The organism is Streptomyces tendae (genome assembly GCF_008632955.1).
Taxonomy (GTDB): Bacteria; Actinomycetota; Actinomycetes; order Streptomycetales; family Streptomycetaceae; genus Streptomyces.
In genome coordinates this window covers 1144242-1167774 of the sequence record NZ_CP043959.1, presented here as the reverse complement: position 1 = coordinate 1167774, position 23533 = coordinate 1144242, and the positions used below count along the sequence as shown (strand labels likewise).

22 protein-coding genes are annotated in these 23533 nt (G+C 72.6%); 6 read left to right on the top strand and 16 right to left on the bottom strand.

Features of this window, described 5'->3' with window-relative positions; genetic code table 11:
• The first annotated feature begins 70 nt into the window (after positions 1-70).
• Positions 71-613 carry a PPA1309 family protein gene (locus tag F3L20_RS05535; RefSeq protein WP_150152702.1) on the top strand — a complete coding sequence of 181 codons (543 nt, stop codon included), beginning with the start codon at positions 71-73 and terminating at the stop codon, positions 611-613.
• A gap of 9 nt (positions 614-622) precedes the next feature.
• On the opposite strand, the gene F3L20_RS05530 is transcribed toward F3L20_RS05535, so the two are convergent.
• The 4 genes from F3L20_RS05530 to F3L20_RS05520 form a co-directional block, all read right to left on the bottom strand.
• The gene (locus tag F3L20_RS05530; RefSeq protein WP_150152700.1) at positions 623-1717 is read right to left on the bottom strand and encodes a YlbL family protein; all 1095 of its coding nucleotides are present in this window, start codon (positions 1715-1717) and stop codon (positions 623-625) included.
• A 98-nt stretch (positions 1718-1815) separates the two neighbouring features.
• Positions 1816-1980: a hypothetical protein gene (locus tag F3L20_RS33925; protein WP_167534472.1), complete on the bottom strand. Its 165-nt coding sequence runs from the start codon at positions 1978-1980 to the stop codon at positions 1816-1818.
• A 143-nt stretch (positions 1981-2123) separates the two neighbouring features.
• The gene (locus F3L20_RS05525) at positions 2124-2582 is read right to left on the bottom strand and encodes a molybdenum cofactor biosynthesis protein MoaE (RefSeq protein ID WP_150152698.1); all 459 of its coding nucleotides are present in this window, start codon (positions 2580-2582) and stop codon (positions 2124-2126) included.
• 135 nt (positions 2583-2717) lie between these two features.
• Positions 2718-3830 (bottom strand): SDR family oxidoreductase, encoded by a 1113-nt coding sequence (locus tag F3L20_RS05520; RefSeq protein WP_024884388.1) that lies wholly within the window; start codon positions 3828-3830, stop codon positions 2718-2720.
• Positions 3831-4022: 192 nt separating this feature from the next.
• Here F3L20_RS05520 and F3L20_RS05515 point away from each other — a divergent pair, with 192 nt between their 5' ends.
• Both F3L20_RS05515 and F3L20_RS05510 read left to right on the top strand, forming a co-directional pair.
• On the top strand, positions 4023-5507 hold the full coding sequence (locus F3L20_RS05515) for a zinc-dependent metalloprotease (RefSeq protein WP_150152696.1): 1485 nt from the start codon (positions 4023-4025) through the stop codon (positions 5505-5507).
• Positions 5504-6031 carry an NUDIX hydrolase gene (locus tag F3L20_RS05510; protein ID WP_150152694.1) on the top strand — a complete coding sequence of 176 codons (528 nt, stop codon included), beginning with the start codon at positions 5504-5506 and terminating at the stop codon, positions 6029-6031. The genes F3L20_RS05515 and F3L20_RS05510 overlap by 4 nt, the downstream gene beginning before the upstream one ends.
• Before the next feature lie 58 nt (positions 6032-6089).
• On the opposite strand, the gene F3L20_RS05505 is transcribed toward F3L20_RS05510, so the two are convergent.
• From F3L20_RS05505 to F3L20_RS05490, 4 genes are all read right to left on the bottom strand, one after another.
• Positions 6090-6845 (bottom strand): AIM24 family protein, encoded by a 756-nt coding sequence (locus F3L20_RS05505; RefSeq protein WP_145827260.1) that lies wholly within the window; start codon positions 6843-6845, stop codon positions 6090-6092.
• Between the two features lie 17 nt (positions 6846-6862).
• Complete coding sequence (locus tag F3L20_RS05500; RefSeq protein ID WP_024884384.1) at positions 6863-7543, bottom strand: AIM24 family protein; 681 nt, start codon at positions 7541-7543, stop codon at positions 6863-6865.
• 11 nt (positions 7544-7554) lie between these two features.
• Positions 7555-9282: a TerD family protein gene (locus F3L20_RS05495; protein WP_150152692.1), complete on the bottom strand. Its 1728-nt coding sequence runs from the start codon at positions 9280-9282 to the stop codon at positions 7555-7557.
• A gap of 136 nt (positions 9283-9418) precedes the next feature.
• The gene (locus F3L20_RS05490; protein ID WP_145827257.1) at positions 9419-10015 is read right to left on the bottom strand and encodes a M48 metallopeptidase family protein; all 597 of its coding nucleotides are present in this window, start codon (positions 10013-10015) and stop codon (positions 9419-9421) included.
• A gap of 216 nt (positions 10016-10231) precedes the next feature.
• Between F3L20_RS05490 and F3L20_RS05485 the strand changes: the two genes are divergently transcribed.
• Together F3L20_RS05485 and F3L20_RS05480 are read left to right on the top strand one after the other, a co-directional pair.
• Entirely contained in the window at positions 10232-11458 is a 1227-nt protein-coding gene (locus F3L20_RS05485) for a TOMM precursor leader peptide-binding protein (RefSeq protein ID WP_150152690.1), read from the top strand.
• A complete protein-coding gene (locus tag F3L20_RS05480) occupies positions 11451-12818 on the top strand; it encodes an ABC1 kinase family protein (protein ID WP_150152688.1) in 1368 nt (455 codons plus the stop codon). Before F3L20_RS05485 ends, F3L20_RS05480 begins: the two co-directional genes overlap by 8 nt.
• A gap of 69 nt (positions 12819-12887) precedes the next feature.
• On the opposite strand, the gene F3L20_RS05475 is transcribed toward F3L20_RS05480, so the two are convergent.
• From F3L20_RS05475 to F3L20_RS05455, 5 genes are all read right to left on the bottom strand, one after another.
• Positions 12888-13097 (bottom strand): hypothetical protein, encoded by a 210-nt coding sequence (locus F3L20_RS05475; protein WP_150152686.1) that lies wholly within the window; start codon positions 13095-13097, stop codon positions 12888-12890.
• A 136-nt stretch (positions 13098-13233) separates the two neighbouring features.
• Complete coding sequence (locus F3L20_RS05470; protein ID WP_145827253.1) at positions 13234-13557, bottom strand: hypothetical protein; 324 nt, start codon at positions 13555-13557, stop codon at positions 13234-13236.
• The gene (locus tag F3L20_RS05465; protein WP_145827252.1) at positions 13554-13922 is read right to left on the bottom strand and encodes a WhiB family transcriptional regulator; all 369 of its coding nucleotides are present in this window, start codon (positions 13920-13922) and stop codon (positions 13554-13556) included. Before F3L20_RS05465 ends, F3L20_RS05470 begins: the two co-directional genes overlap by 4 nt.
• 172 nt (positions 13923-14094) lie before the next feature.
• Positions 14095-14412 carry a hypothetical protein gene (locus F3L20_RS05460; RefSeq protein ID WP_145827251.1) on the bottom strand — a complete coding sequence of 106 codons (318 nt, stop codon included), beginning with the start codon at positions 14410-14412 and terminating at the stop codon, positions 14095-14097.
• 161 nt (positions 14413-14573) lie between these two features.
• Positions 14574-16781, bottom strand: coding sequence for an ATP-dependent DNA helicase UvrD2 (locus F3L20_RS05455; protein ID WP_167534471.1), 2208 nt, complete (start codon positions 16779-16781; stop codon positions 14574-14576).
• A gap of 250 nt (positions 16782-17031) precedes the next feature.
• Here F3L20_RS05455 and F3L20_RS05450 point away from each other — a divergent pair, with 250 nt between their 5' ends.
• Entirely contained in the window at positions 17032-17274 is a 243-nt protein-coding gene (locus F3L20_RS05450) for a mycoredoxin (protein ID WP_024884374.1), read from the top strand.
• Between the two features lie 80 nt (positions 17275-17354).
• Here the strand turns inward: F3L20_RS05450 and nudC are convergent, their stop codons facing one another.
• From nudC to F3L20_RS05435, 3 genes are all read right to left on the bottom strand, one after another.
• Entirely contained in the window at positions 17355-18299 is a 945-nt protein-coding gene (nudC, locus tag F3L20_RS05445; RefSeq protein WP_150152684.1) for an NAD(+) diphosphatase, read from the bottom strand.
• 145 nt (positions 18300-18444) lie between these two features.
• The gene (locus F3L20_RS05440) at positions 18445-19857 is read right to left on the bottom strand and encodes a dipeptidase (protein ID WP_150152682.1); all 1413 of its coding nucleotides are present in this window, start codon (positions 19855-19857) and stop codon (positions 18445-18447) included.
• Positions 19858-19867: 10 nt separating this feature from the next.
• Entirely contained in the window at positions 19868-23449 is a 3582-nt protein-coding gene (locus tag F3L20_RS05435) for an ATP-dependent helicase (protein ID WP_150152680.1), read from the bottom strand.
• Positions 23450-23533: the final 84 nt, after the last annotated feature.

Here is a 23533-nt window from a genome sequence, read left to right as displayed (position 1 = left end):
ACACCTATGCAACTTACTCACGCTTTACTCGGTTCCCGATTCCGGCCGGGAACGAGAGAGGATTGTGACCATGTCCAACACACCCATGGCCGCGAACCCGCTCACCCGGGCCGTGCTCGAGATCGACGAGTACGTCTCCGGACTGGGCTGGGACCAGCCCGCCCGCCTGTTCGCACTCGTAGACACTGCCCGGCTTCGGGCGGAACAGCCCTCCCTCGCGGACAAGCTCGGCCTGGACGGCGAGCAGGAGTCCGCCGCCCTCACCCCGATCGAGCAGGACGAGATCCCGACGGGCAAACCCCTCGACGAGTTCCTCGCCACCATCGCCTGGCCCGACGCCGTGACCGGCTGCGCCCTCACCGTGGAGCGGCTGATGCTGCCGCCGTCCGCGGAGGCGCAGGTCCCCGAGAACCTCGACGAGGCCGCGCTCGCCAAGTGGGTGTCCGAGCACCCCGAGCGGCAGGAGGTGCGGATGACGGTCGCGGTGCTGCGCGACGGCGCGCGCGATGCGGCACTGCGGCTGCGGGAGAAGGACTCCCCCACCGAGGTGCTCACCGGCTCCGATCTGGTGCCGGGTCTGGCCCAGGCCCTGACGGCGACGTTCGAGGAGTAGCCGGTCCGGTCAGGACGCGGAGCACGACGGCAGGTCGGCGGTGTCGCCCGCGCGGATGTCCTTCAGGGCGTCCAGGGCGTCGTCGATGGTGGCGACCTTCACCAGGGTGAGGCCCCCCGGGGTGTCCTTGGCGGCGGACGCGCAGTTCTCGGCGGGCGTGAGGAAGTACTCGGCGCCCTTGCCGCGCGCGCCGACCGTCTTCATCTCGATCCCGCCGATCGGTCCGACCTTGCCGTTGTCGTCGATCGTGCCGGTGCCCGCGACGAACTCACCGCCGGTCAGGCTGCCGGGGGTGAGCTTGTCGTAGATGCCGAGGGCGAACATCAGACCGGCGCTCGGGCCGCCGACGTCGGCGAGCTTGATGTCGACGGAGAACGGGAAGGTGTGGTCGGTGCCCGCCGAGATGCCGACGACGGCGCGCTTCTCGCCGGCGTCGTCGGAGGCGCGGGTGGTGATCGTCACCTTCTCGGTCCGCGTCGCCGTCCGCTTCTCCTTCTCGGCGGCCGCCTGCTCCTTGGCCGGCACGATGGTGAAGACCACGTCCTCGCCCGGCCGGTGCTCGGTCACCAGCTCGGCGACGTCGGTCGGCTCCTTCACGGCCTTGCCGTCGACAGCCTTGATCACGTCGCCCGCGTGCAGCTTGCCCTCGGCGGGCGCGTCCTTGACGACGGTCGAGACGATCACCCAGGACTTCACCGGGACGCCGAGTTCCTTCAGCGCCGCGACCTTGGCGCTCTCCTGGGACTGGCTGAACTCCTCGGCGTTCTCCTGGGTCGACTGCTCCTCCGTCTTGCCGTCCGGGTAGAGGGTGTCGTGCGGGACGACCTTGGTGTCGTGCGCGAGCCAGCCGTACACGGCCTCGACGAGGTTCATCCGGTAGTCGGCGCTGGTGACCCGCACGGTGGTCATGTTGAGGTGACCGTCCGTCGGGTAGGTCTTGTGCCCGGCGATCTGCAGCACCGGCTCGCCGTCGTGCTCACCCAGCGTGTTCACCGTCGGCCCCGGCGACATCTCCGCGTAGGGCACCGGGATGAAGACTCCCACGCACAGGAGCGCGATCAGCATCAGGGTGGAGGCGAGCATCGTCGCCGTACGGCGTGGCATGTCTCGACAGTACGGGACGGACCTGTCAGCGCACCGTCAGGGCCGCCCGGACGAGCGGCCCTGACCACGCCACGGGTCCTGACCCGCCGTTCCCTCGCTCAGCTGCCCGAGCGGGGCTTCTCCATGGCTTCCCGGAAACGGGCATATCCGATGAGTTCCGGACCGTCACCCCGCACCTTGCGGGTCCGGTTGGCCCAACTGCCCCACAGTCCCGCTCCGATCGCGGCCACCAGCGGAATCAGCAACCAGGCAAGCGCCGCCATGCCGACCTCCCAACCCCATGAGCGTCCGCAACACTGACTGATCAGCAGATTAACCATCCGCAGTGACAACGCTCACCTCAGGGGTGCGGTTACGCAACCGCAGGACAGCGCCCTCCGGATCGAGCCGGGATCCGAGCGGGGCCCTAGACGCCCACCCACTCCTCGGTGCCGTCCGAGAAGCGCTGGTGCTTCCAGATCGGGACCTCGTGCTTGATGTCGTCGATCAGCTTCCGGCAGGCATCGAAGGCCTCGCCCCGGTGCGCGCACGACACGCCGACGACCACCGCGAGGTCCCCGACCCGCAGCTCCCCCACCCGGTGGGCCGCCGCGAGCGCCCGCACGGGATACTCCGCGGCGACCTTCTCCGCGATGCGGCGCATCTCGTCCTCGGCGCTCGGATGGCACGAGTAGCCCAGCTCGTCCACGTCCGCGCCCCCGTCGTGGTTGCGCACGGTCCCCACGAAGAACGCCGTCCCGCCGGCCGCGTCGTCACCGACCGCGCGGAGGATCTCGTCCACCGACAGCGGGGTGTCGCGGATCGCGATCAGCTTGATCGGGTCCTGGGCGGGCTGCTCACCGGGGTGGTCCGTCGTGGATGCCATGCGCCCATCGTGCCCCACCCCGCCGACGGCACGGAACAGCGTCATCGCCCCATGCGCGCGCGTGCCCGTTCGGAGGCTCCTCCAAAGACACGTCGGAGGCTTCCCCGCAGTGGCGCGGACCGGCCGCGCCGGCGGTCAGATCCGCCGGCGCGCCTTCCGGGCCCGGCGCACCACCGCCGCGGCGCCGAGCAGCGCCACCGTGGCCCCCGCCGCGCCCGCGGCCGTCGCGTCCTTGCGGCCCAGCCGGCGGCCCGCGACCGTGTGCCGCCCGGAGACCTCGTCGAGCAGCTGCGCGAGCACCTCCTCGTTGGTGTACGCCGGACGCCACCCGGCGTCGTGCAGCCTGCTGCCGCTGATCACCCACGGGTACATGGTGTACGCCAGGTCCCCGGCCGGGGAGGGGGTGAGCCCGATGCGGTGCAGCCGGGCCGCCGCGCCGAGCGCCACCGCCGACGGCAGCTCCATCCGCCGGATGCCGCTGAGCTCCTCGACCTCCTCCTGTTCCAGCCAGCCGTCGCAGCCGACGGCCAGCTCGCCGTCGACCTTCTCCAGCACGGCGTACTCCAGGGCGCTGCACAGGTCGTCGACGTGGCAGAACTGCCACGCGGGCCGCGAGCCCGCCACCACCAGCAGCCGGGGCGATTCGAAGTACCTGGTCAGCGCGGTGTCGGTGCCACCCACCAGCACGGCGGGACGGACCACGGTGACGTTGAGCCCGGGGTGCGCGCGGGGCGCCCGACGGGCCAGCCGTTCGATCTCCAGGAGGTCGCCGACGCCGGTGGCCTCCGCGGTGGCGCGCAGCTCCGCGTCCTCCGCCAGCGGCAGCTCGTTGTCCGGGAGCGCCCCGTAGACCATGGTCGAGGTGCACAGCACCACCCGGTGCACGCCGGCGGCCGCGGCGGCGGTCAGCACCGTCTGCGTGCCGCGCACGTTGTAGGCCGTCCGGGCGGCCGCGTCGGTCTCCAGGTCCAGGTCGAGGGCCAGGTGGACCACCACGTCGGCCCCGCGCAGCCGGTCCGCGATCGCGGGGTCCCGGACGTCCAGGATGTGCCACTCGGCCTCGGCACACTCGCCGCGCCGCTCGTCGATGGCGACGACCTGCTTGACCTCCTCCGACGCGGCAAGCCGCGCGGTCAGCAGGGCGCCGACGCCGGAAGCGGCTCCGGTGACCGCGACGACGGGCCCGCGGGGCGGAGGACTGGTTGACTTGTTTCGCGCTGCGCGAACCTGCGGATCTGGGGAACTCACCGGGCGTCTCCAGCGGTTGTCTTCAGTACGAGCGCGGGCGACGCGTACGTACCAGGTGGCATCCATCCTGCCGCAGGCCCTCTGTCGGCGAAGCACCGAGGCCCGAACCGCTTCAGGTGTCTACGCTGGGTGGTGTTGTCGGGCAGCCGTGCCGCCGGAAAGAACCGGTGGCCCTACAAGCCGAGGAAACCCGTGAGTGACACCCCATTCGGATTCGGCCTTCCGCCGGAGGAGCCGGACGACGGCGACGAAGGCAAGAAGAAGGACCCGCAGAGCGGCGGTGGTCAGGGCCCGGCCAACCCGTTCGGCTTCGGCATGCCCGGGGCGGGCGGCTTTGGCGGCCCGGGCGCGGACAATCCGTTCGCCGCGATGTTCGGGTCGATGAACCCTGGCGACCTGGGAGCCGCGTTCCAGCAGCTCGGCCAGATGCTCTCCTACGAGGGCGGGCCGGTGAACTGGGACATGGCCAAACAGACCGCCCGGCAGACGGTCGCCCAGGGAACCTCCCAGGGTTCCAAGGACGCCAGCGTCGGCCCCACCGAACGCAAGGCCGTGGAGGACGCCGTCCGCCTGGCCGACCTGTGGCTGGACGACGCCACCTCCTTGCCGTCCGGCGCGAACTCCGCCGTGGCCTGGAGCCGCGCGGAGTGGGTCGAGGCGACCCTGCCCGCCTGGCGTGAGCTGGTCGACCCGGTCGCCGAGCGTGTCGGCAACGCGATGGGCGACGTCCTGCCGGAAGAGATGCAGGCCATGGCCGGCCCGCTGATCGGCATGATGCGCTCCATGGGCGGCGCCATGTTCGGCACGCAGATCGGGCAGGCCGTGGGCGTGCTCGCCGGTGAGGTCGTCGGCTCGTCCGACATCGGCCTGCCGCTGGGCCCGGCCGGCCGGGCCGCGCTGCTGCCGCTGAACATCGAGACCTTCGGCAAGGACCTGGGCGTCCCGCAGGAGGAGGTGCGGCTGTACCTCGCCCTGCGCGAGGCCGCCCACCAGCGGCTCTTCGCGCACGTCCCGTGGCTGCGGTCGCATCTGTTCGGCGCGGTCGACGGCTACGCCCGGGGCATCAAGGTCGACACCGGCAAGCTGGAGGACGTGGTCGGCCAGTTCGACCCGCAGAACCCGGAGCAGCTGCAGGAGGCCCTTCAGCAGGGCATGTTCCAGCCGGAGGACACGCCCGAGCAGAAGGCGGCCCTGGCCCGGCTGGAGACGGCGCTGGCCCTCGTCGAGGGCTGGGTGGACGCGGTCGTGCACGCGGCGGCCAAGCCGCGGCTGTCGTCGGCGGACGCCCTGCGGGAGACGCTGCGCCGCCGGCGAGCCTCGGGCGGTCCCGCCGAGCAGACGTTCGCCACGCTGATCGGTCTGGAGCTGCGTCCGCGGCGCCTGCGCGACGCCTCGCGCCTGTGGGCCTCGCTCACCGACGCGCGCGGGGTCGACGGCCGGGACGCCCTGTGGGCGCACCCGGACATGCTGCCGACGGCCACCGACCTGGACGACCCGGACGGCTTCGTGCACCGGGAGCAGATCGACTTCTCGGAGCTGGACAAGATGCTCGGTGAGGCCGCCGGCAAGCCCGACCTTCGCAAGAAGGACGCGGGGGACGCCCCGGAGGCGGACGCCCCGGACCAGGGTGACGAGGGCGGAAAGGGCGACGAGAGCAAGGGCGACGACAGCGAGTGAGCCTGCACGACGACGCGGTGCTGGTCCTGAAGGCGTACCAGGACCAGCCCGAGCTGCGGGACGCCTACCTGGAGCACCTCGCCGCGCATCCGGACGGCTTGTGGAAGGCGTGCGGGGCGGGTCATGTCACGGCGAGCGCCCTCGTGGTCGACCCCGAGCGCGGCCGGGTCCTGCTGACCCTGCACCGCAAGCTGCGGATGTGGCTGCAGATGGGCGGCCACTGCGAGCCCGGCGACGCCACGCTGGCCGCGGCGGCCCTGCGGGAGGCGACCGAGGAGTCCGGCGTGACGGGGCTGACGCTCCTCGCGGGCGGTCCCGTGCGGCTCGACCGGCATCCCATCCCGCCGCCCTGCCACTGCCACTTCGACGTCCAGTACGCGGCCCTGGCCGCCCCGGACGCCGTCCACGCGGTCAGCGACGAGTCCCTCGACGTGCGCTGGTTCCTATACGACGAGGTGCCGTCCGTGGCGGACGACTCCGTCGTCCGGCTGCTCCACGCGACGCGCGCGAGACTCGGTACCTGAAACGGAACGAAGGGGCCCCGCCCTCCTCGGGCGCGGCCCCCTCGTGTGTCCGGAGCGCTCAGCTCCAGACGTTGCCCTGGTTCTGGCCGCGGGCGCCCTGCTGGCCCATGCCGTACTGCGCGGCGACGCCGGAGCCGATGGTGGCGTTCTGCGGCGGCAGCAGTTCACTCGGCTGGACCAGTGCGAAGCCGCTGCCCATGAAGCTGAGCTCCCAGCCCTCGCCGGTGTTGCCGCGGCGGCGCCACACCCCCGAGGAATGCGTCTGGGCCTGCATCTGCACGCGCAGCGAGGTGGACCAGGCGACGATCGCGTCGGCGTCGCAGTTGACGTACTTGTCCGGCGTCACCTGGAGCAGCAGCGGCATGCCCGAGGTCATCAGCGCGACCTTGCCGCGGCCGGTGATGTTGAGCTGGTACTTCCCGGAGCCGGAGATGCCGTACAGGCTGTCGACGGCGATGACCTCGTGGTGCAGCGAGGAGTCCATCGCGAGGACGTAGCTGCTGTCGACGGTCAGGCCGTCCTGTTCCACGTCCATGATGTGGACGCGCTGGGCGAGGTTGGCGAGGTAGACGGTGCCCTGCCCGTGGCAGCGCATCAGGTCCAGTCCCTCACCGGTGTGCGCACGCGCGCGTGCGGCGCTGTTGCCCTGGAACTCGGCGTCGAACTCGACGAGTCCCTGGTAGGCGACCATGGTGCCCTTACGGGCGAGGACGTCGTCGTGGCCCTCGAGGCCGACCCGCAGCATCTGCTGGTTCTGCAGACTCCAGCGTTCCTGGGTCTGCTGGTCGTTGTAGGCGAAAAGCGGGCTCTGCATGGTGTGGTTGCTCCCCCTCAGCCCCGGAACCGGAGACGGTCGGTGCTGTCCTCACTGGGCTGGACGACGACGATGCCCTGACCGGAGAAGGCCATCTGGTAGGCCTCGCCGCTGCCGCGGCCGATCAGCGACTGGGCGCGGAAGCTGCGCTTGCCCTTCACCTTGAGGTTCGGGGACCAGGCGACCAGGGCGTCCGGGTCGACGTACGTCTCGTCCTCGCCACCTCCGCAGTCGACGACGATCGGCTTGCCGCGCGAGGTCAGCGCGACCCAGCCCTGACCGGAGATCTTGGTGTTCCACAGGCCCTGCCCGGCGAACTTCGCCAGGCCCTTGACCCGCTCCACACCCCAGGTGAGGTGGGCGTCGAAGGCAAGCAGGTTGGTGGCGTTGACCGAGATGCCGTCGCCGTTGAGGTTGATCACGACGACGTTGGCCCCGTAGTCGGCGAGGTAGAGCAGGCCGTCGCCGGAGCACTTCATCAGGGGCGCGCCCTCACCGGTGAGCCAGTCCTTGGCGATCTGGCGGACGGCCGGCGGGTTGGGCTCGTACTGGACGAACCCTTCGTAGGCGACCATCGACCCGACGCGCGCGAGGAGGTCGTTCCCGGTCTGCATGGCGACCTTCAGCATGTGGTTGCCGTGGTTCTCCATGCGGGCGGTGACGGGGGCGGGGGCGTAGCCCGCGAGTGGCTGGTTCATGACGGGCTCCCTCAGATCTCGTACGGCTGGACGACGATGAAGTTGCCGGGGGCGCCCCGGAACTGCAGGTTCACACTCTCCCCGGTGTCGCCAGGGTAGGAGTTGCGCCGCATCCGCACCTGGCTGGAGACGACCACCTGGGCCGCGGCCGACCAGGCGACCACGGCGTTGCAGTCGGCGAACGTGGTGGGCGTGACCGGCAGCACCACGGGCGTGCCGTGCGTCTTCACGACGATCGTGCCGGTGCCCTGGAACTGCATCGTGAACAGCGCGCCGCCGGGGATGCCGTGCCCCTCGATGCGGCGGACCTCGTACTGGAGGCCCTCGTCGAAGGCGAGGACATTCTCGGCGGAGACGCACACGGCGTCGCCCTGGAGTTCGATCGGGTGCAGCATCGTGGAGTTCTCGGCGAAGAACACCTGTCCCTGGCCGGTGCAGCGCATCAGCTGCATCTCCTGGCCGGTGGCGTTGCCCACGAGGCGGCCGGTGAAGCCTGCGCCCTTGTAGCTGAAGTCGACCTTGCCCTGGTAGAGCACCATGCTGCCCTGCCGGGCCAGCACGGGCTGGCCGCCGATGCCGAGGTCGGCGCGGACCAGCTTCTTGTTCTGCTGAGTCCAGCGCTGTCCGGTGGGCGTCTCCTTGTACGTCTGGAGCGCGCCGAGCACACCGGCGGCCTGCGGGGCACCCTGCGGCATCCCTTGGGGCATGCCCTGGGGTGCGCCGTAGGGGGCCTGCTGGTGGGGCACCTGGCCGGGCGGGGGCTGATGGCCGTAGCCGGGCGGCGGGGCGGGTGCCTGGGGTGCGACGGGCGGCTGGCCGTAGCCCGGCGGAGGCGCGGGGGCTCCCGCAGGCGCCGGGGGCTGACCGTAGCCGGGCGGAGGCGCTGCCTGCGGCGGGGCGGGCGGCTGGCCGTACCCCGGAGGTGGCGGGGCGTCTGGCCGAGGGGGCGGGAGCCGGGGCCGGGGCGGCACCGGCGCGCCTCCGGGCGGCGTGTGCATGGGCGCGACGATGGTGGGCGCGGAGTGCACCGGCGGCGCGGCGGGCGCGGGAGCCGGCGGGGGCGCGAAGCCCTGAGCGGCGGGCTGCGGCGCGGGGGCCGGGGCGGGAGCGCCGCCTCCGGGGACGCCGAACGCGGGCGGGGCGGCGGCCTGGGCCGGGGGCGCGAAACCGGGCGTGGCCGCCTGTGTCTGGGGGGCGGCCTCGGGCTCGTCGTCGGCCACCTGGCCGCCGAAGTTGCGCAGCAGCGCGTCCAGCCCGCCGTCGAAGCCCTGGCCGACGGCGGCGAACCGCCACACGTCCTTGAAGTAGAAGTCGCCGAGCATCACGGCCCGCTCGGTGGAGAACTCCGAGCCGTTGAACGGGTACCGCGCCACTTCCTCGCCACCCGCGACGATGCGGATGTACCCGGGCCCGACCTGCGACATCTGCCCGGCGCCGTCGATCGTCGCCGTGAAGGACAGCTTCCTGACCTGCTGCGGGATCCGGTCCAGCGTGACGCGGAAGGACTCCGTGTCGCCCGCCTGGGCACCCAGGAGCTGGATGGACTCCTCGGGGGACTTCGGCTGGTTGTAGAAGACGAAGTACCGGTCGTCGGAGAGCCGTTCGTCGGCGTCGAGCCCGAAGCAGCTGATGTCGAAGCTGAGCCCCGGTCCGGAGATCTGTACTCCTACGTACAGGTCCGTGCCCGCGGTGAGGTCACTGATCCTGGCCTTGTGGCCGCGTTGGAATTCCCTGGCCATGCGTACGACCGTCCCCCATCCCGAATGTGAGTGCGTCGCGCCAGGCTAACGGCAATTCCGGACACCGGAAGCAGTCGGTACAGACCCGGTACACAACGCGCGAGCGCGCTCGCGCCGCGTTCGTCTCGGGCGGTGGTCACTCGTCCCGGGCGCCCGGGACGTGCGGCAGCCGCTCGGCCGCGACCACGCCCTCGAGGTAGCCGCGGGCCCGTTCGGTGCGGGGGTATGCCTCCAGCAGCCGCCAGAAGCGGGGGCCGTGTCCGGGGACCAGGAGGTGGGCCAGTTCGTGGCAGAGCACGTAGTCGACGACGTACTCCGGCATGCCCTGGAGCCGGTGGGACAGCCGGATGCTCCCCTCGGCGGGGGTGCACGAGCCCCAGCGCGTGTTCTGGTTGGTCACCCAGCGCACCGAGTCGGGGCGGGCCCGGCCGTCGAAGTACTGCTCCGACAGCCGCCGCGCACGCTCGGCCAGCTCGGCGTCGCCGAGGGTGCGTTTGCTCTCCTGGGCGGCGAGCTTGTCGAGCATGACGCTCACCCAGCGCTGCTCCTCGGCCTCGGACATCCGGGCGGGGATGAGCACGACGGTGCGATCGCCCTCGCGGTACGCGGAGACCGTTCTGCGTCTGCGGGAGCTCCTGCGGACCTCGATCGCGCTCGCCCGTGAGCCGTCCGTCGGCTGGCTCGTCGCGCTGCGCTGTGATGTTCCGGCGCGGTGCAAGGGGTCGGCGGGCACGTCCCGACCGTACCTGTTGCACCCGGGGAAGTCCCGGCTCCGGGACGGTTCTCCGGCGATCCCGTCACCGGGCGCCGGATTTATACGACGAATTCGGGCGCCTGTGGACAACTTTCGGCCGCCTCCCGACGACCCGGGGCATGCTGGCAGCGCCGGCCGGACCGCGAGCGGACCGGCCCGGTCACAGGCACGTTCCAGGACATACGGGGGTCCTTCATGCATCCGATGATCAAGCCCGCTCTTCGGCGCGGGTGGCGTGATCGCAGCACCGTGCAGTTCGGGATGACACCGGCGCACGCACTGACGCTGGGGCCGGTGGACACGGCCACGGGCAGCCTGCTGGATCTGCTCGACGGCACCCGGGGACTGGATCTGCTGCGCGAGGAGGGCCGCCGCATGGAGCTTCCCGACGGCCATGTCGACCGGCTGGTGCGGCGGCTGTCCCATGCCGGGCTGCTGGACGACTCCCGGGGCGGCGGGCCGGCCGCCGACGCCCTGCGCGCGAAGGCCGACATGCTCGACCGGCTCCGCCCGGACCTGGCCTCACTCGGTCTGACCACCGTCGAGCCGGGCGAGCCGCCCCTGGTGCTGGCGGCGCGGCGCAGCATGCGGGTGCAGGTCAGAGGAGCGGGCCGGGTGGGGGCGGCGCTGGCGTCGCTGCTGTCCGGGGCGGGCGTCGGCGAGGTAGAGGTGCGGGACGTCGGGCAGGTCGAGCCGTGGGACGTGGCGCCCGGTGGTCTGCCCGCGGAGGCGGTCGGCGAGCGGCGGGAGGGGGCGGCCCGGCGGGCCGTGCGCCGGTGCGCGCCGGACCGGCCGCCACGCCGCGCCGCCCGCACCCCTCTCACCGAGGGTGATCCGGGCCACTCCCTCGTGGTGCTCACCCCGCGGGACGACGTCGCCGTGCACACGCCGGACCCGTCGTCCGCCGAGTCGCTCATGTCGTCGGGCACGCCCCATCTCTACGCCGGGGTGGTGGAGGGCACCGGTGTGGTCGGACCGCTCGTCCTGCCCGGCGAGACCGGCTGCGCCGGCTGCTTCCAGCAGGACCGCGTCGACCGGGACCCGGCGTGGCCGCGGCTGGTGGCCCAGTGGCGCTCGGGCCGGCAGCGCAGAGTGGGTGCCTGCGATCTGGCGCTGGCCGCCACTGTGGCGGGGCTCGCCGCCGCGCACGCGCTGGCCTTCCTCGACGGGCGGATGCCGTCCAGTGCGGGTGCGCGCTGGGAGGTGTCCCTTCCTCAGCTGCACTGGCAGCCCCGGCCGGTGGCGCCCCACCGTCACTGTCCGTGCGGGTCCGCTGACGCGGACCCCGGCAAAGGTAAGGGAGAACACATCCCCGCCGACGGGGGGTCGCACGAGACAATGGCCGGGCACGGGCCGTCGAAGGAGTCGCGCCGTCAGGCGGACGCGGAGCGGCCGGCAAGGACCTGGAGGGCGCATGTCTGATCTTCCCCGCAAGGCGGTCACCCGGACCGCCAAGCTGGCCGCTCTCCCGCTCGGCTTCGCCGGGCGGGCGACCTGGGGACTCGGCAAGCGGATCGTGGGCGAGTCCGCGGAGCTTGTCGGCCGTGAACTCCAGCAGCGCACCGCCGAGCAGCTCTTCAAGGTGCTGGGCGAGCTCAAGGGCGGCGCCATGAAGTTCGGCCAGGCCCTGTCCGTCTTCGAGTCGGCTCTGCCGGAGGAGGTCGCCGGTCCCTACCGGGCGGCCCTGACCAAGCTGCAGGAGGCCGCCCCGCCGATGCCGACCCGCACGGTGCACGCGGTGCTCGAGGAGCGGCTGGGTGAGGACTGGCCGGAACTGTTCCAGGAGTTCGAGGACAAGCCGGCCGCGGCCGCCTCGATCGGCCAGGTGCACCGGGCGGTGTGGCACGACGGCCGCGAGGTCGCGGTCAAGGTGCAGTACCCCGGCGCCGGCGAGGCCCTGCTGTCCGACCTCAACCAGCTGAGCCGCTTCGCCCGCCTGCTCGGCCCGCTGATCCCCGGCATGGACGTGAAACCGCTGATCACGGAACTGAAGGACCGGGTCTCCGAGGAACTGGACTACGGCCTGGAGGCGCAGGCGCAGCGGGCGCACGCCGAGGAGTTCGCCGGCGATCCCGACGTGGTCGTCCCGGACGTGGTCCACCAGTGCGAGCAGGTGCTGATCACCGAGTGGATCGACGGCACACCGCTGTCGGAGGTCATCGCGGACGGCACCGAGGAACAGCGGGACCGGGCCGGACAGCTCCTGGCCCGCTTCCTGTTCTCCGGTCCCGCCCGCACCGGCCTGCTGCACGCGGACCCGCATCCGGGCAACTTCCGTCTGCTGTCCGGGGGTCCCGGGGGTGAGGACGACTGGCGTCTGGGCGTCCTGGACTTCGGCACCGTCGACCGGCTGCCCGACGGGCTGCCCGCCCCCATCGGCGAGGCGCTGCGCATGACGCTGGACGGCGAGGCGGAGGCCGTCTACGAGATGCTCTGCGCCGAGGGCTTCGTCAAGGAGTCCGTGGAGCTGGATCCCGACGCCGTGCTCGACTACCTCTCGCCGATCATCGAACCGGCGCGCGCAGACGAGTTCACTTTCACCCGCGGCTGGATGCGCAGTCAGGCGGCGCGGATAGCGGACCCCCGATCCCCGGCGTACCAGCTGGCCAAGCAGCTCAATCTGCCGCCGGCCTACCTGCTGATCCACCGGGTGACGTTGAGCACCATCGGTGTGCTGTGCCAGCTGGGCGCCACGGTCCGGCTGCGTGAGGAGCTGGAGGACTGGCTGCCGTCGTTCCTCCCCGGGGAGCCGGGCGAGGAGGACGAGGTGGCACAGGCCTGACCGACCGGAGCGGCCGGTTCGACCGGTGTGCCGGGCGTGACCGGAGCGCGGCGGACATGGCGGACCGGGTCACCACCACCGCGAGTCCAGCCGGCCCTCGATCGCGCGCAGGTTCTCGCGGGAGCAGCGCTCGCAGTGGCGCAGACGGGAGCCGTCCTCCACGGAGAGGGTCCAGGTCGGCTGCGGGGCCGCGGCGCGCAGACCGCAGCGGGCGCAGACCAGCGGCTCGGGCTTGCTCGCGGAGCCGTCGTCGTCACTGCCACCGGGATGACTCGTCACCCGGCGACGATAACCCCGTGCGAAAGGCGCCGCCCGGCCAACACACTGCGGGGGCCGGTCCGTTCACACGGACCGGCCCCCGCGGGGAGATCGGGCCCCCCAGCTGGGAGGCCGTCGCTTCAGGCGGACGTACGCCTTACTGCATGACCGCCATGGCGAGCGCGCGGCGGGCGCGCCGCGAGGCGCGCTCGGCCCGGCGCTGCATCCGGCGCGCGGTCACCAGGCCGCTGGCCTGGCGCTCCCGCTGCGCCTCCTGCAGTCGCTCGTGCATATGCGCACGGGCCAGGGCTTCTGGGATGAGTTGCATCTCTCGGGTCCTGTTCTGGCGCGAGTCGTTCGCACCGCTGGTGGTGAAGTCTTCGGTCGCGGAGCCCGCGGGCTCGTGAGTGGACGGCGTCATCGGGGCCTGCTTCTGGGGGTCGTGCGTGAAGGGGCGATCGATCGTTCCGGGGGTGTTCATGCCGAGACCGGGTTCTTGCGCGGGCGGCCACGCGGCCGCTTCCGGGCGACGACAACGCCCTGGACGAACAGCTCGCCACCCCAGACGCCCCAGGGCTCACGCCGCTCCTTGGCACCGGCGAGGCAGGCCTCGACCAGCGGGCAGGTACGGCAGAGGGACTTGGCGTACTCGACGTCCGCGGGCGACTCGGCGAAGAAGACCTCCGGGTCGTAGGAGCGGCACGGGACGGGTACGCCGAGGTTCTCGATGGCGTCGTCGAGCGCGGTGAGCGCGGTGAGCGGAGTCAAGGTCGGGTCCTCCGTGGAGCCGGGCTTGGGGATCGTGTCGGAAGGCGGTACGGACGGAACGTGCGCTTCGAGTTGCACGGGTCGTCTTCCTCGTCTGGTCGTGTCCGGCCGGTCGGCCGGGTGGCGGCTGGTACCGGGTTCTTTTCTCTTGTCCCGAGGCGCCTTGCTCTGCCTCCCCGTTCAGGGAAAACAGAAGGGCCGCGGATCCCGGATGGGGTTCCGCGGCCCTGAAGGCGCCGGCCTGAGCGAATCAGGCTGGATCACTCCAGGGTTCTGGCCCACGGAAGGCCCACATCAGGTGGTGCTGCGTCGTCTGCTTCCGGAATCCGGCACCGGCCGCCGCAAAGGCATAGGCCTGCGCCTGTGCCACTACTGCTGCTTCCAGTGCCTTGGTCGGTCGCTCATCGCGCTCACGGACCACAAGGCCCGCGGACACGGGGGAGGACGCCGGACGCACGGCAGGAATGCCGGACAGACCGGTGCCCCGGTTGGAGGCGCCGAGCATGCACAGGGAGACGGCCGAGCGATCGGTCAGTTTGACGCTGGTGCTGATGTTGATGCTGATCACTGGACTCGCCTCCTCTCGGCGTCTAAGGGACCGGGCGAACCGGTCGCGGATATGCAAGTACAACACGGAATCAGGGCCTCCGAGAAGGCCGCTGTCCCCGTGCCTAAGAACCTATGGGGATTCCCGGGGCATGCGCAAACTATTTTTCCGACGAGTTCGGATCAGTCCTGATCTTGCCCCTCGGCGGGGTCGCGGCCCGCGCAGAGGGCCAGAACGTCGTCGCCGTAACGGCGCAGCTTGCGCATCCCCACGCCGGGAATCCGGGCCAGCTCCTGCTCGTCGTCGGGGACCGCCTCCGCGATGGCGATCAGCGTCTTGTCCGTGAAGACGCAGAAGGCGGGCTGTCCGCTGCGCTGCGCCTGGCCGGCGCGCCAGTCACGCAACCGCTCGTACAGTCCCTCGTCCATGTCGGAGGGGCAGTCCTCGCAGCGCATCAGTTTCATCTCGCCGCCGTCGGTCAGCGTGCGACCACAGATCCGGCAGCGGGCCGGGGTGCGCTGTCTGCGGCGCGGCGCCGCCTCGGCCGCGGCAGGCGTCCTCGTGTAGGTGCCGCGCTCCACGCTTCCCGCGCCGGCCGTGCCCACGCGGCCCGCGGGGGTGTTCGATCCCGGGCGCAGTCCGTCGAGGAACCGGCTGGGACGCCGGTTGGGCCGGCCGCCCGGCGATCGGGCGAGCGCCCAGGAGAGGTGAAGCCGCTCGCGGGCGCGGGTGACGCCGACATAGAGGAGACGGCGCTCCTCCTCGATCTGCTCGTCGGTCTTTGCGTAGGTGATCGGCATCATGCCCTCGGCGACGCCGACCAGGAAGACGACGTCCCACTCCAGGCCCTTGGCCGAGTGCAGTGAGGCGAGCGTGACGCCCTGGACCGTGGGCGCGTGCTGGGCGCCGGCCCGCTCGTCGAGTTCGACGACGAGATCGGCGAGCGTGGCGCCGCTCCGGGCGGCGGTGAAGTCCTGGGCGAGATGCACCAGGGCGGCCAGGGACTCCCAGCGCTCACGAACCGCGCCCGAACCGGCCGGCGGCTGCGGGGTCCAGCCCTCGCCCGAGAGCACGGCGCGCACCTGGGAGGGCAGGTCGGGGGCGTCGTCGAGGAGCGCGTCGTTGCCGCCGAAGCGGGCCGCCGCGCGCAGGGCGGTGATCGCCTTGCGCACCTCGGGACGGTCGAAGAACCGCTCGGCCCCTCGCAGCTGGTAGGGCACGCCCGCGTCGGCGAGGGCCTGCTCGTAGATCTCGGACTGGGAGTTGGTGCGGAACAGGACGGCGATCTCGCCGGCCGGGACCCCGGAGTCGATCAGTTCGCGGATGCGGCGCGCGGCGCCCTCGGCCTCGGCGGGTTCGTCGGTGTACTCGGTGAAGACCGGGTCGCTCCCCGCGGCGCGCTGCGAGACCAGCTCCAGGCGGTGGTCGGCGGCCCGGCCCCGGGCCTGGGCGAGCAGGCCGTTGGCCAGGCGGACCACCTGGGGGGTGGAGCGGTAGTCACGGACCAGCTTGACGACGGTGGCCCCGGGGTGACGGATGCGGAAGTCGAGCAGATGGTCGGGGGTTGCTCCCGTGAACGAGTAGATCGTCTGGCTGGCGTCGCCGACCACGCACAGGTTCTCCCGGTCGCCGAGCCAGAGCTCCAGCAGGCGCTGCTGGAGCGGGCTGACGTCCTGGTACTCGTCGACGACGAAGTGCTGGTACTGGGCTCTGACCTGCTCGGCGACGTCCTGCCGGTCCTGGAGGACGGCGACCGTGAGGAGCAGTACGTCCTCGAAGTCGATGACGGAGCGCTCGTGCTTGAGCTCCTCGTAGGCGGCGTAGAGCTGGGCGATCTCGGCGGGGTCGCGGGGCGCCTCCCGGCCGGCCTTGGCCGCGGCGGCCAGGTAGTCCGCGGGGACGGTCTGGGTGACCTTGGACCACTCGATCTCTGCGGTGACGTCCCGCAGCTCGCCCCGGTCGAGCCGGATGCGGCAGGCTGCGGCCGCGTCGGCGACCAGCTGGACCTTGCGGTCGACGAGGCGGGGCAGGGAGCCGCCGACCGCCTTGGGCCAGAAGTACTGGAGCTGGCGCAGCGCCGCGGAGTGGAACGTACGCGCCTGCACACCCACCGCGCCGAGCTGCCGCAGCCGGCCGCGCATCTCCCCCGCGGCGCGGTTGGTGAAGGTGACGGCGAGCACGCTGGAGGGCTGGAGGATCCCCGCCCGCACCCCGTAGGCGATGCGGTGGGTGATGGCCCGGGTCTTGCCGGTGCCGGCGCCCGCCAGCACGCACACCGGTCCGTGCAGCGCGGTCGCCACGGCGCGCTGCTCGGGGTCGAGACCTTCGAGCACCGCGTCGGCCGAGTCCGGTACCTGCGGGAAGAGGGTGGAGTGCGTTGCTGCTGTCACACAGCCATGCTGCCAGGTCGCCCGGGACGGGTGAGCCGGTTGTCCACAGGGAAGGCCCCGCAGTCGTACAAATGCGGCAAGCGTCACGTCCCCCGGCGGAGGGGACGGGGACGGAAGGAACGGGCCCGCGGACGGGAGGGACGGGCCCGGGCCCGGGAGGGACGGGCCCGGCGGCGGGAATGCCTGCGCTGTCAAGTACGTTCCCCCCACACCGAGGACTTCCCCGAGCCGCCGAAGGAGCGCGACAGGCATGCAGGGCACTGTGACGATGTACAGCACCACGTGGTGCGGCTACTGCCGCCGGCTGAAGAGCCAGATGGACCGCGAGGGCATCGCGTACACCGAGATCAACATCGAGCAGGACCCCGAGTCCGCGGCCTTCGTGGAGAAGGCCAACGGCGGCAACCAGACGGTGCCCACCGTCCTCTTCGCCGACGGCTCGACGCTCACCAACCCGTCGCTGGCGCAGGTCAAGCAGAAGATCGGCGCCTGAGCGAGCGTCCCGCACACGACGGAGCGGGGTGGCTGTCCCTCACGGGACCGGCCACCCCGCTCCGTCGTGTCTGACGGCGGTCAGAAGGCGTTGCGCATCGGCAGGTCCTCGCCGTACCAGCGTTCGATCAGCCGGGCCGCGATCGAGATGCCGTAGGGCGGGAGGACCTCGCCGGACTCGAAGGCGGCGCGGAGCTCGTCGCGGGAGAACCAGCGGGCCTCGTGGATCTCGTCGCCGTCCACGTTGATCTCGGTGGAGGTGGCGTGGGCGACGAAGCCGAGCATGAGGCTGGAGGGGAAGGGCCAGGGCTGGCTGGCGACGTACTCGACCTCGCCGACGCCGATGCCGACCTCCTCGTGGACCTCGCGGCGCACCGACTGCTCGATGGCCTCCCCCGGCTCGACGAATCCGGCGAGTGTGGAGAAGCGGCCCTCGGGCCAGTGGACCTGGCGGCCGAGCAGGATGCGGTCCTGGTCGTCGATCACGGCCATGATCACCGCGGGGTCGGTCCGCGGGTAGTGCTCGGCGCCGCAGGCGGGGCAGCGGCGGATGTGGCCGGCGGCGGCGATGACCGTGCGCTCGCCGCAGCGGGAGCAGAAGCGGTGCAGCCGCTGCCAGTTCTCCAGGGCGACGGCGTGCACCATCAGGCCCGCCTCGCGCGGCGACAGGAGGAGCCCCGCCTCGCGCAGGCCCGCGGGGCGGGCGGAGTCGTCCATGCGCCCGGGCAGGGCGTCCTTCTGCAGTGCGAAGTAGCTGACTCCGTCCTCGTCGGTGCCCAGGAAGTAGCGGTGTGCCTCGGTGAGCGGGGCCTCGAAGGACGGGGTCATGACGAGCTCGGTGCGCCCGTCGGGCGTCTCGTCGATGAGGACCTGGCCGCCGGAGACCACGAAGCAGCGGGTCGAGGGGTGGCTCCACGCCGCCGCGAGCCATGCCTCGTCGAGCCGGTGGTGTGCGGCGCGGTCGATGCCGCTCGGGGCGGTGAGCGAGATGGGGCGGTCGGCGGTGTGGTCGGTCCTGGTGGTCACGGGTGCTTCCAACTCCCCCGGAGGAACGGATCGGGTCGGCGGGCGGTCTGGCGGACGAAGGCGGGAGGGACCGGGTCCGGCGGGCGCGAGGCGCGGCATCGCCGGTGTGCCGCGCACGGGCGGGCGTTCCGGACGGCGTGGGTGGTCAGGGGGCGTGCCGCCAGTGCTCGGCGAGGTCGCCCCAGAGGTGGGCGCTGGTCTCGGCGCCCTTGAGCAGCAGGTCCAGCTCGACCTTCTCGTCGGGGGCGTGCCAGCCGTCGGACGGGACGGAGATGCCGAGGAAGAGCACCGGCGCTCCGAGGACGTCCTGGAGGTCGGCGGCCGGGCCCGAACCTCCCTCGCGCGTGAAGAGCACGGGCTTGTCGAAGGCGCGGCCCATCGCCCGGACCACGGACCGCAGGGCGGGGTGGTCGAGCGGGGTGAGGCAGGGGCGGGTGGCGGGGCTGAAGGTGATCTCGTGCCGGATGCCGTCCGGCAGCCGCCCGGGCACCCAGGCGCCGACCGCGTCCCGTACCTGTGCGGGATCCTGGCCGGCGACCAGCCGGAAGGACAGCTTCACCATGGCGGAGGACGGAATGATCGTCTTGCTGCCGGGGCCCTGGTAGCCGCCGCCGATGCCGTTGACCTCTGCGGTGGGGCGCGCCCAGATGCGCTCCAGGGTGCTGTATCCCACCTCGCCTCCGGTGCCGTGCGACCGGGCGGTGCGCAGCCACCGCTCCTCGTCGAAGGGCAGCCGGGCGAAGAGGTCGCGTTCACGGTCGGTGAGCTCGACGACGCCGTCGTAGAAGCCGGGGATCGCGACCCGGCCGTCGTCGTCGTGCAGGGCGGCGACCAGCCGGGCCACGGCGGTGGCGGGGTTGGGCACCGCCCCGCCGAAGGAACCGGAGTGGATGTCCTGGTCGGGGCCGTACAGCCGGATCTCGCACTCGGCGAGGCCGCGCATGCCGGTGCACACGGTCGGGGTGTCCTCGGACCACATGCCGGTGTCGGAGACGATCACGGCGTCGGCGGCGAGCCGGTCGGCGTGCTGTTCGACGAGCGCCCGGAAGTGCGGGGAGCCGGACTCCTCCTCGCCTTCCACCAGCAGCTTCAGGTGGACGGCGGGGCTGGTGCGGCCGGTGGCGGCGAGGTGGGCGCGCACGCCGAGGGTGTGGAAGAAGACCTGGCCCTTGTCGTCGGCCGCACCGCGCGCGTAGAGGCGGTTGCCGCGGACGAGGGGTTCGAAGGGGTCGCTGTCCCAGCCGTCCTCGCGCGCGGCGGGCTGCACGTCGTGGTGGCCGTACACCAGGACGGTCGGCGCCTCGGGGTCGTCGGCCGGCCACTCGGCGTAGACCGCGGGGGCCCCGGGGGTGTCCCAGATCTCGGCGGTGGGGAAGCCGGTGTCCTTGAGGGCGGCGACGAGCCATTCGGCGCTGCGGCGTACGTCGGGGGCGTGGTCGGGCTGGGCCGAGACGGAGGGGATGCGCAGCCACGCGGAGAGGTCGTCGAGGAACGCCGCGCGGTGTTCTGCGATGTAGGTACGGACGGCGTCGACGGCATTGTCAACGGGCTGGCTCATACCTACGAGCCTATCGGCCCGCGGGGGTGTCCTCCGAGTGCGGAATCTCACCGTACGGATCCTCCAGCAGCAGTCGCTCCAGTTCGGCGCGGCCAGGGAGGCGCTCGGGACGCACGACTTCGCCGGTGCGTACGTAGAGGAAGGCGGCGCTGACGGCCTCCAGCGGGACGCCCTGCTGCTCCGCCCAGGCGAGCCGGTAGACGGCGAGCTGGAGCGGGTCGGCGGTGCGTCCCCGGCCGGTCTTCCAGTCGACGATCTCGTACGTGACCGCGTCGGCGTCCTCGCCGCCCTCGTGCCGGTAGACGGCGTCGATGCGGCCGCGGACGACGCGTCCGGCGATCGACAGCTGGAACGGCGCCTCCACGCGGTGGGGGGTGCGGTGGGCGTACGGGGTGCGTTCGAAGGCCTCCTTGAGGGCCTCCAGGTCGCGCTCGTCGGCGATCTCGGCGTCGCTTCCGGGCAGTTCCTCCGGGTCGAGCATCGGCAGGGTCAGCTCTTCGAAGCGTGCCTCGACCCAGGCGTGGAACCGGGTGCCGCGGCGCGCGGCGGGCTGGGGCGGCCGGGGCATGGGGCGGGCCAGCTCCCGCGCGAAGCCGTCGGGGTCGTCGGCGAGCCGGAGCAGCTGGGATGCGGTGAGGGAGGCGGGTAGCCGGACCTCGGTGACGCTGTCGCGGGCGCGCAGCAGCTCCCCGGTGAGGGCGTCCAGGTCGCGGTCCCAGGAGGCGACGGCCCGGGCCTCCTCGGGGGTGAGGCGAGCCTCCTGGGGCGTGAGGCGGGGCTCCGGTGCCGTGACGCGGGGTTCCGCGGGCGCGGGGGCCGGCAACTGCGGGCCGCCGGGCACGCTTCGCGGGCGCGCGCGGGGCGCGTCCGAGGCCGTCGCCTGGTGCGGGACGACCGGGCGTTCCGTGGTCCACGCGTCCCAGTCGTCCGGGTCGGCGTCCGCACCGGGCCCGTCCTCGGCGAACTCCTCGGGGTAGTCGTCGGGGAGGTCCTCCGGGAAGGGTTCCTCGTCGTCCGGCGGGGGCGGCCAGTCGGGGTCGTCGTAGGTCTCCGCGTCGTGCACGGCCGCCGTACCACCGTCCGGGTGGGCGGCGAGACGGTCCAGGTGGGCGAGGACGGTCGCCGCGGCCGCACGGCGCCGGGCGAGGGCCGCGTCGTCCAGGGGCAGCGGCCAGGCCTGGTCGTCGCCTGCCCGCCGCAGGGCCGGGTTCTCCTCGTCCTCGGCGGGTTCGTCCGCCCACGCCTCGATCTCGCCGAACCCCGCGGCGCAGTGCTCGTAGAGGGCGAGCAGGAACGCGGAGGGCCCCCGGGGCTTCTTCTGGCTGGGGCCCCACCAGTGGCCGGAGCCGAGCAGCAGGGAGCGGGGGCGGGTGAAGGTGACGTAGCCGAGGCGCAGTTCCTCGGTGTGCTGGTGCTCCTTCATGGCCTCCTGGAAGGCCTTCAGTCCCCGGGAGTCCCAGGAGGGCACGTCGGGCAGGGTGTCGGCGTCGCCGCGCAGCCGGTGCGGCAGCACCTTGCCCTGGGCGGTCCACTTCTCACGGCCCCGGTCGCTGGGGAAAGTACCGGTGACCAGCCCGGGCACGGCCACGACGTCCCATTCCAGGCCCTTGGACTTGTGCGCGGTGAGCACCTTGACGGTGTTCTCGCCTCCCGGCAGCGCGTTGTCCAGGCCCTTCTCGTACTGGGCGGCGGTGCGCAGGAAGCCGAGGAAGGCGAGCAGGGTGGCCTCGTTGTCACCGGCGGCGAAGGACGCGGCGATGTCCAGGAAGTTGGCCAGGGTCTCGCGGCGCCGGGCGGCCAGGGCGTGCGGGGACGCGGACAGCTCGACCTCGAGGCCGGTAACGGCGAGGACGCGGTGGAGTACGTCCATGAGGGGGTCGGCAAGCGAGCGGCGCAGGTCGCGCAGCTCGGCGGCGAGGCGGGCGAAGCGCACGCGCGCGTCCGGCGAGAAGGGCAGCCCGTCGTCGTCCCCGCCACCCTCCAGCGGGGACTCCAGGAACGTGTCAAGGGCGTCGGCGAGCGAGATCACCTCGGCGGGGTCGACGCCCTCGACGGCTTCGGCGAGCCGCCGGTCGGGGTCGTCGTCGCCGTCCACGCGCGCGTGGGACACCAGGCGGCGGGCGCGCCGGCCGAGCAGGGCGAGGTCGCGGGGGCCGATGCGCCAGCGCGGGCCGGTCAGCAGCCGGACGAGGGAGGCGTTAGCGCCGGGGTCCTGGAGCACCTCGCAGACAGCGACGAGGTCGGCGATCTCGGGCAGGTGCAGCAGGCCGGACAGGCCGACGACCTCGACGGGGACGTCCCGGGCGACCAGGGCGGCCTGGATCTCGGCGAAGTCCGTCGCCGTGCGGCACAGGACGGCGATCTCGCCGGGCGCCTTGCCGGTGTTCACCAGGTGCGCGATCGAGTCCGCGATCCAGTCGATCTCCTCCGCGTGGGTGGACAGCAGGGCGCAGCGCACGGTGCCGTCACGCTCGGCGCCGGGCGCCGGGCGCAGCGCCTCCACGCCCGCGTGCATGGCACGCAACGGCTCGGCGAGGCCGTTGGCGAGGTCGAGCAGCCGGCCGCCGCTGCGGCGGTTCTCGCTGAGCGACTGGCGGGTGGCGGGGCGGCCGTCGGCGTGCGGGAAGTGCTCGGGGAAGTCGTCGAGGTTGGCGACGGAGGCGCCGCGCCAGCCGTAGATCGCCTGGCAGGGGTCGCCGACGGCGGTCACCGGGTGGCCGGTGCCGCCCCCGAAGAGCCCGGCGAGGAGGACGCGCTGGGCGACGGAGGTGTCCTGGTACTCGTCGAGGAGCACGACCCGGAACTCGTCGCGCAGCACGCGGCCCACCTCGGGGAGGGTGGCGAGCCGCGCGGACAGGGCGATCTGGTCGCCGAAGTCGAGCAGGTCGCGCTCACGCTTGGCGTCCCGGTAGCGCAGCACCAGCTCGGCGAGTTCGCGGCGCGCGGCGGCGGCCTCCGGCACCTTGCGCAGGTCGGCGTTGGTGAGCTTGGTGTTCTCCAGGGCGCGGAGCAGTTCGGCGTCGTGGGCGCGCAGGTCCTCGGGCCGCACCAGGTGCTCGGAGAGTTCCGCGTCGAGGGTGAGGAGGTCGCCCACCAGGTCGGGGAAGGAGCGGGTGAGGGCCGGGTAGAGGCCGGGGGCCTCGCGCAGCACGCGCGCGGCGAGCTGGTAGCGGGTGGCGTCGGCGAGCAGCCGGGAGGCCGGTTCCAGGCCGATGCGCAGCCCGTGGTCGGTGAGCAGACGGCCGGCGAAGGCGTGGTAGGTGGAGATCACCGGCTCGCCCGGAGGGTTGTCCGGATCGATGGCGTCCGGGTCGGTGACGCCGGCCTTGATCAGGGCGGTGCGGACGCGTTCGGCGAGCTCCCCGGCGGCCTTGTTGGTGAAGGTGAGGCCGAGGACCTGCTCAGGGGCGACCTGGCCGGTGCCGACCAGCCAGACCACGCGCGCCGCCATCACCGTCGTCTTGCCGGAGCCGGCTCCGGCAACGATCACCTGCGGGGCGGGCGGCGCGGTGATACAGGCCGTCTGCTCCGGGGTGAACGGGATCCCGAGGAGCTCCTTGAGCTGGCCGGGGTCGGTGATACGGGCGGGCACACACCGAATCTAGCGGCGGGCGCTGACACCGGGGGCGCCTGAGCCCGCCGGGAGAGAAGAACCGCAGGTCGGAAAGGGTGGTGC

Bases quoted from the DNA above. Each gene is read 5' to 3' on its own strand.
- F3L20_RS05470 (WP_145827253.1), bottom strand. From the start codon at position 13,557: ATGAACACCCCCGGAACGATCGATCGCCCCTTCACGCACGACCCCCAG.
- F3L20_RS33925 (WP_167534472.1), bottom strand. From the start codon at position 1,980: ATGGCGGCGCTTGCCTGGTTGCTGATTCCGCTGGTGGCCGCGATCGGA.
- F3L20_RS05450 (WP_024884374.1), top strand. From the start codon at position 17,032: ATGCAGGGCACTGTGACGATGTACAGCACCACGTGGTGCGGCTACTGC.
- F3L20_RS05485 (WP_150152690.1), top strand. From the start codon at position 10,232: ATGCATCCGATGATCAAGCCCGCTCTTCGGCGCGGGTGGCGTGATCGC.
- F3L20_RS05525 (WP_150152698.1), bottom strand. From the start codon at position 2,582: ATGGCATCCACGACGGACCACCCCGGTGAGCAGCCCGCCCAGGACCCG.
- F3L20_RS05505 (WP_145827260.1), bottom strand. From the start codon at position 6,845: ATGCAGAGCCCGCTTTTCGCCTACAACGACCAGCAGACCCAGGAACGC.
- F3L20_RS05440 (WP_150152682.1), bottom strand. From the start codon at position 19,857: ATGAGCCAGCCCGTTGACAATGCCGTCGACGCCGTCCGTACCTACATC.
- F3L20_RS05535 (WP_150152702.1), top strand. From the start codon at position 71: ATGTCCAACACACCCATGGCCGCGAACCCGCTCACCCGGGCCGTGCTC.
- F3L20_RS05495 (WP_150152692.1), bottom strand. From the start codon at position 9,282: ATGGCCAGGGAATTCCAACGCGGCCACAAGGCCAGGATCAGTGACCTC.
- F3L20_RS05500 (WP_024884384.1), bottom strand. From the start codon at position 7,543: ATGAACCAGCCACTCGCGGGCTACGCCCCCGCCCCCGTCACCGCCCGC.
- F3L20_RS05530 (WP_150152700.1), bottom strand. From the start codon at position 1,717: ATGCCACGCCGTACGGCGACGATGCTCGCCTCCACCCTGATGCTGATC.
- F3L20_RS05480 (WP_150152688.1), top strand. From the start codon at position 11,451: ATGTCTGATCTTCCCCGCAAGGCGGTCACCCGGACCGCCAAGCTGGCC.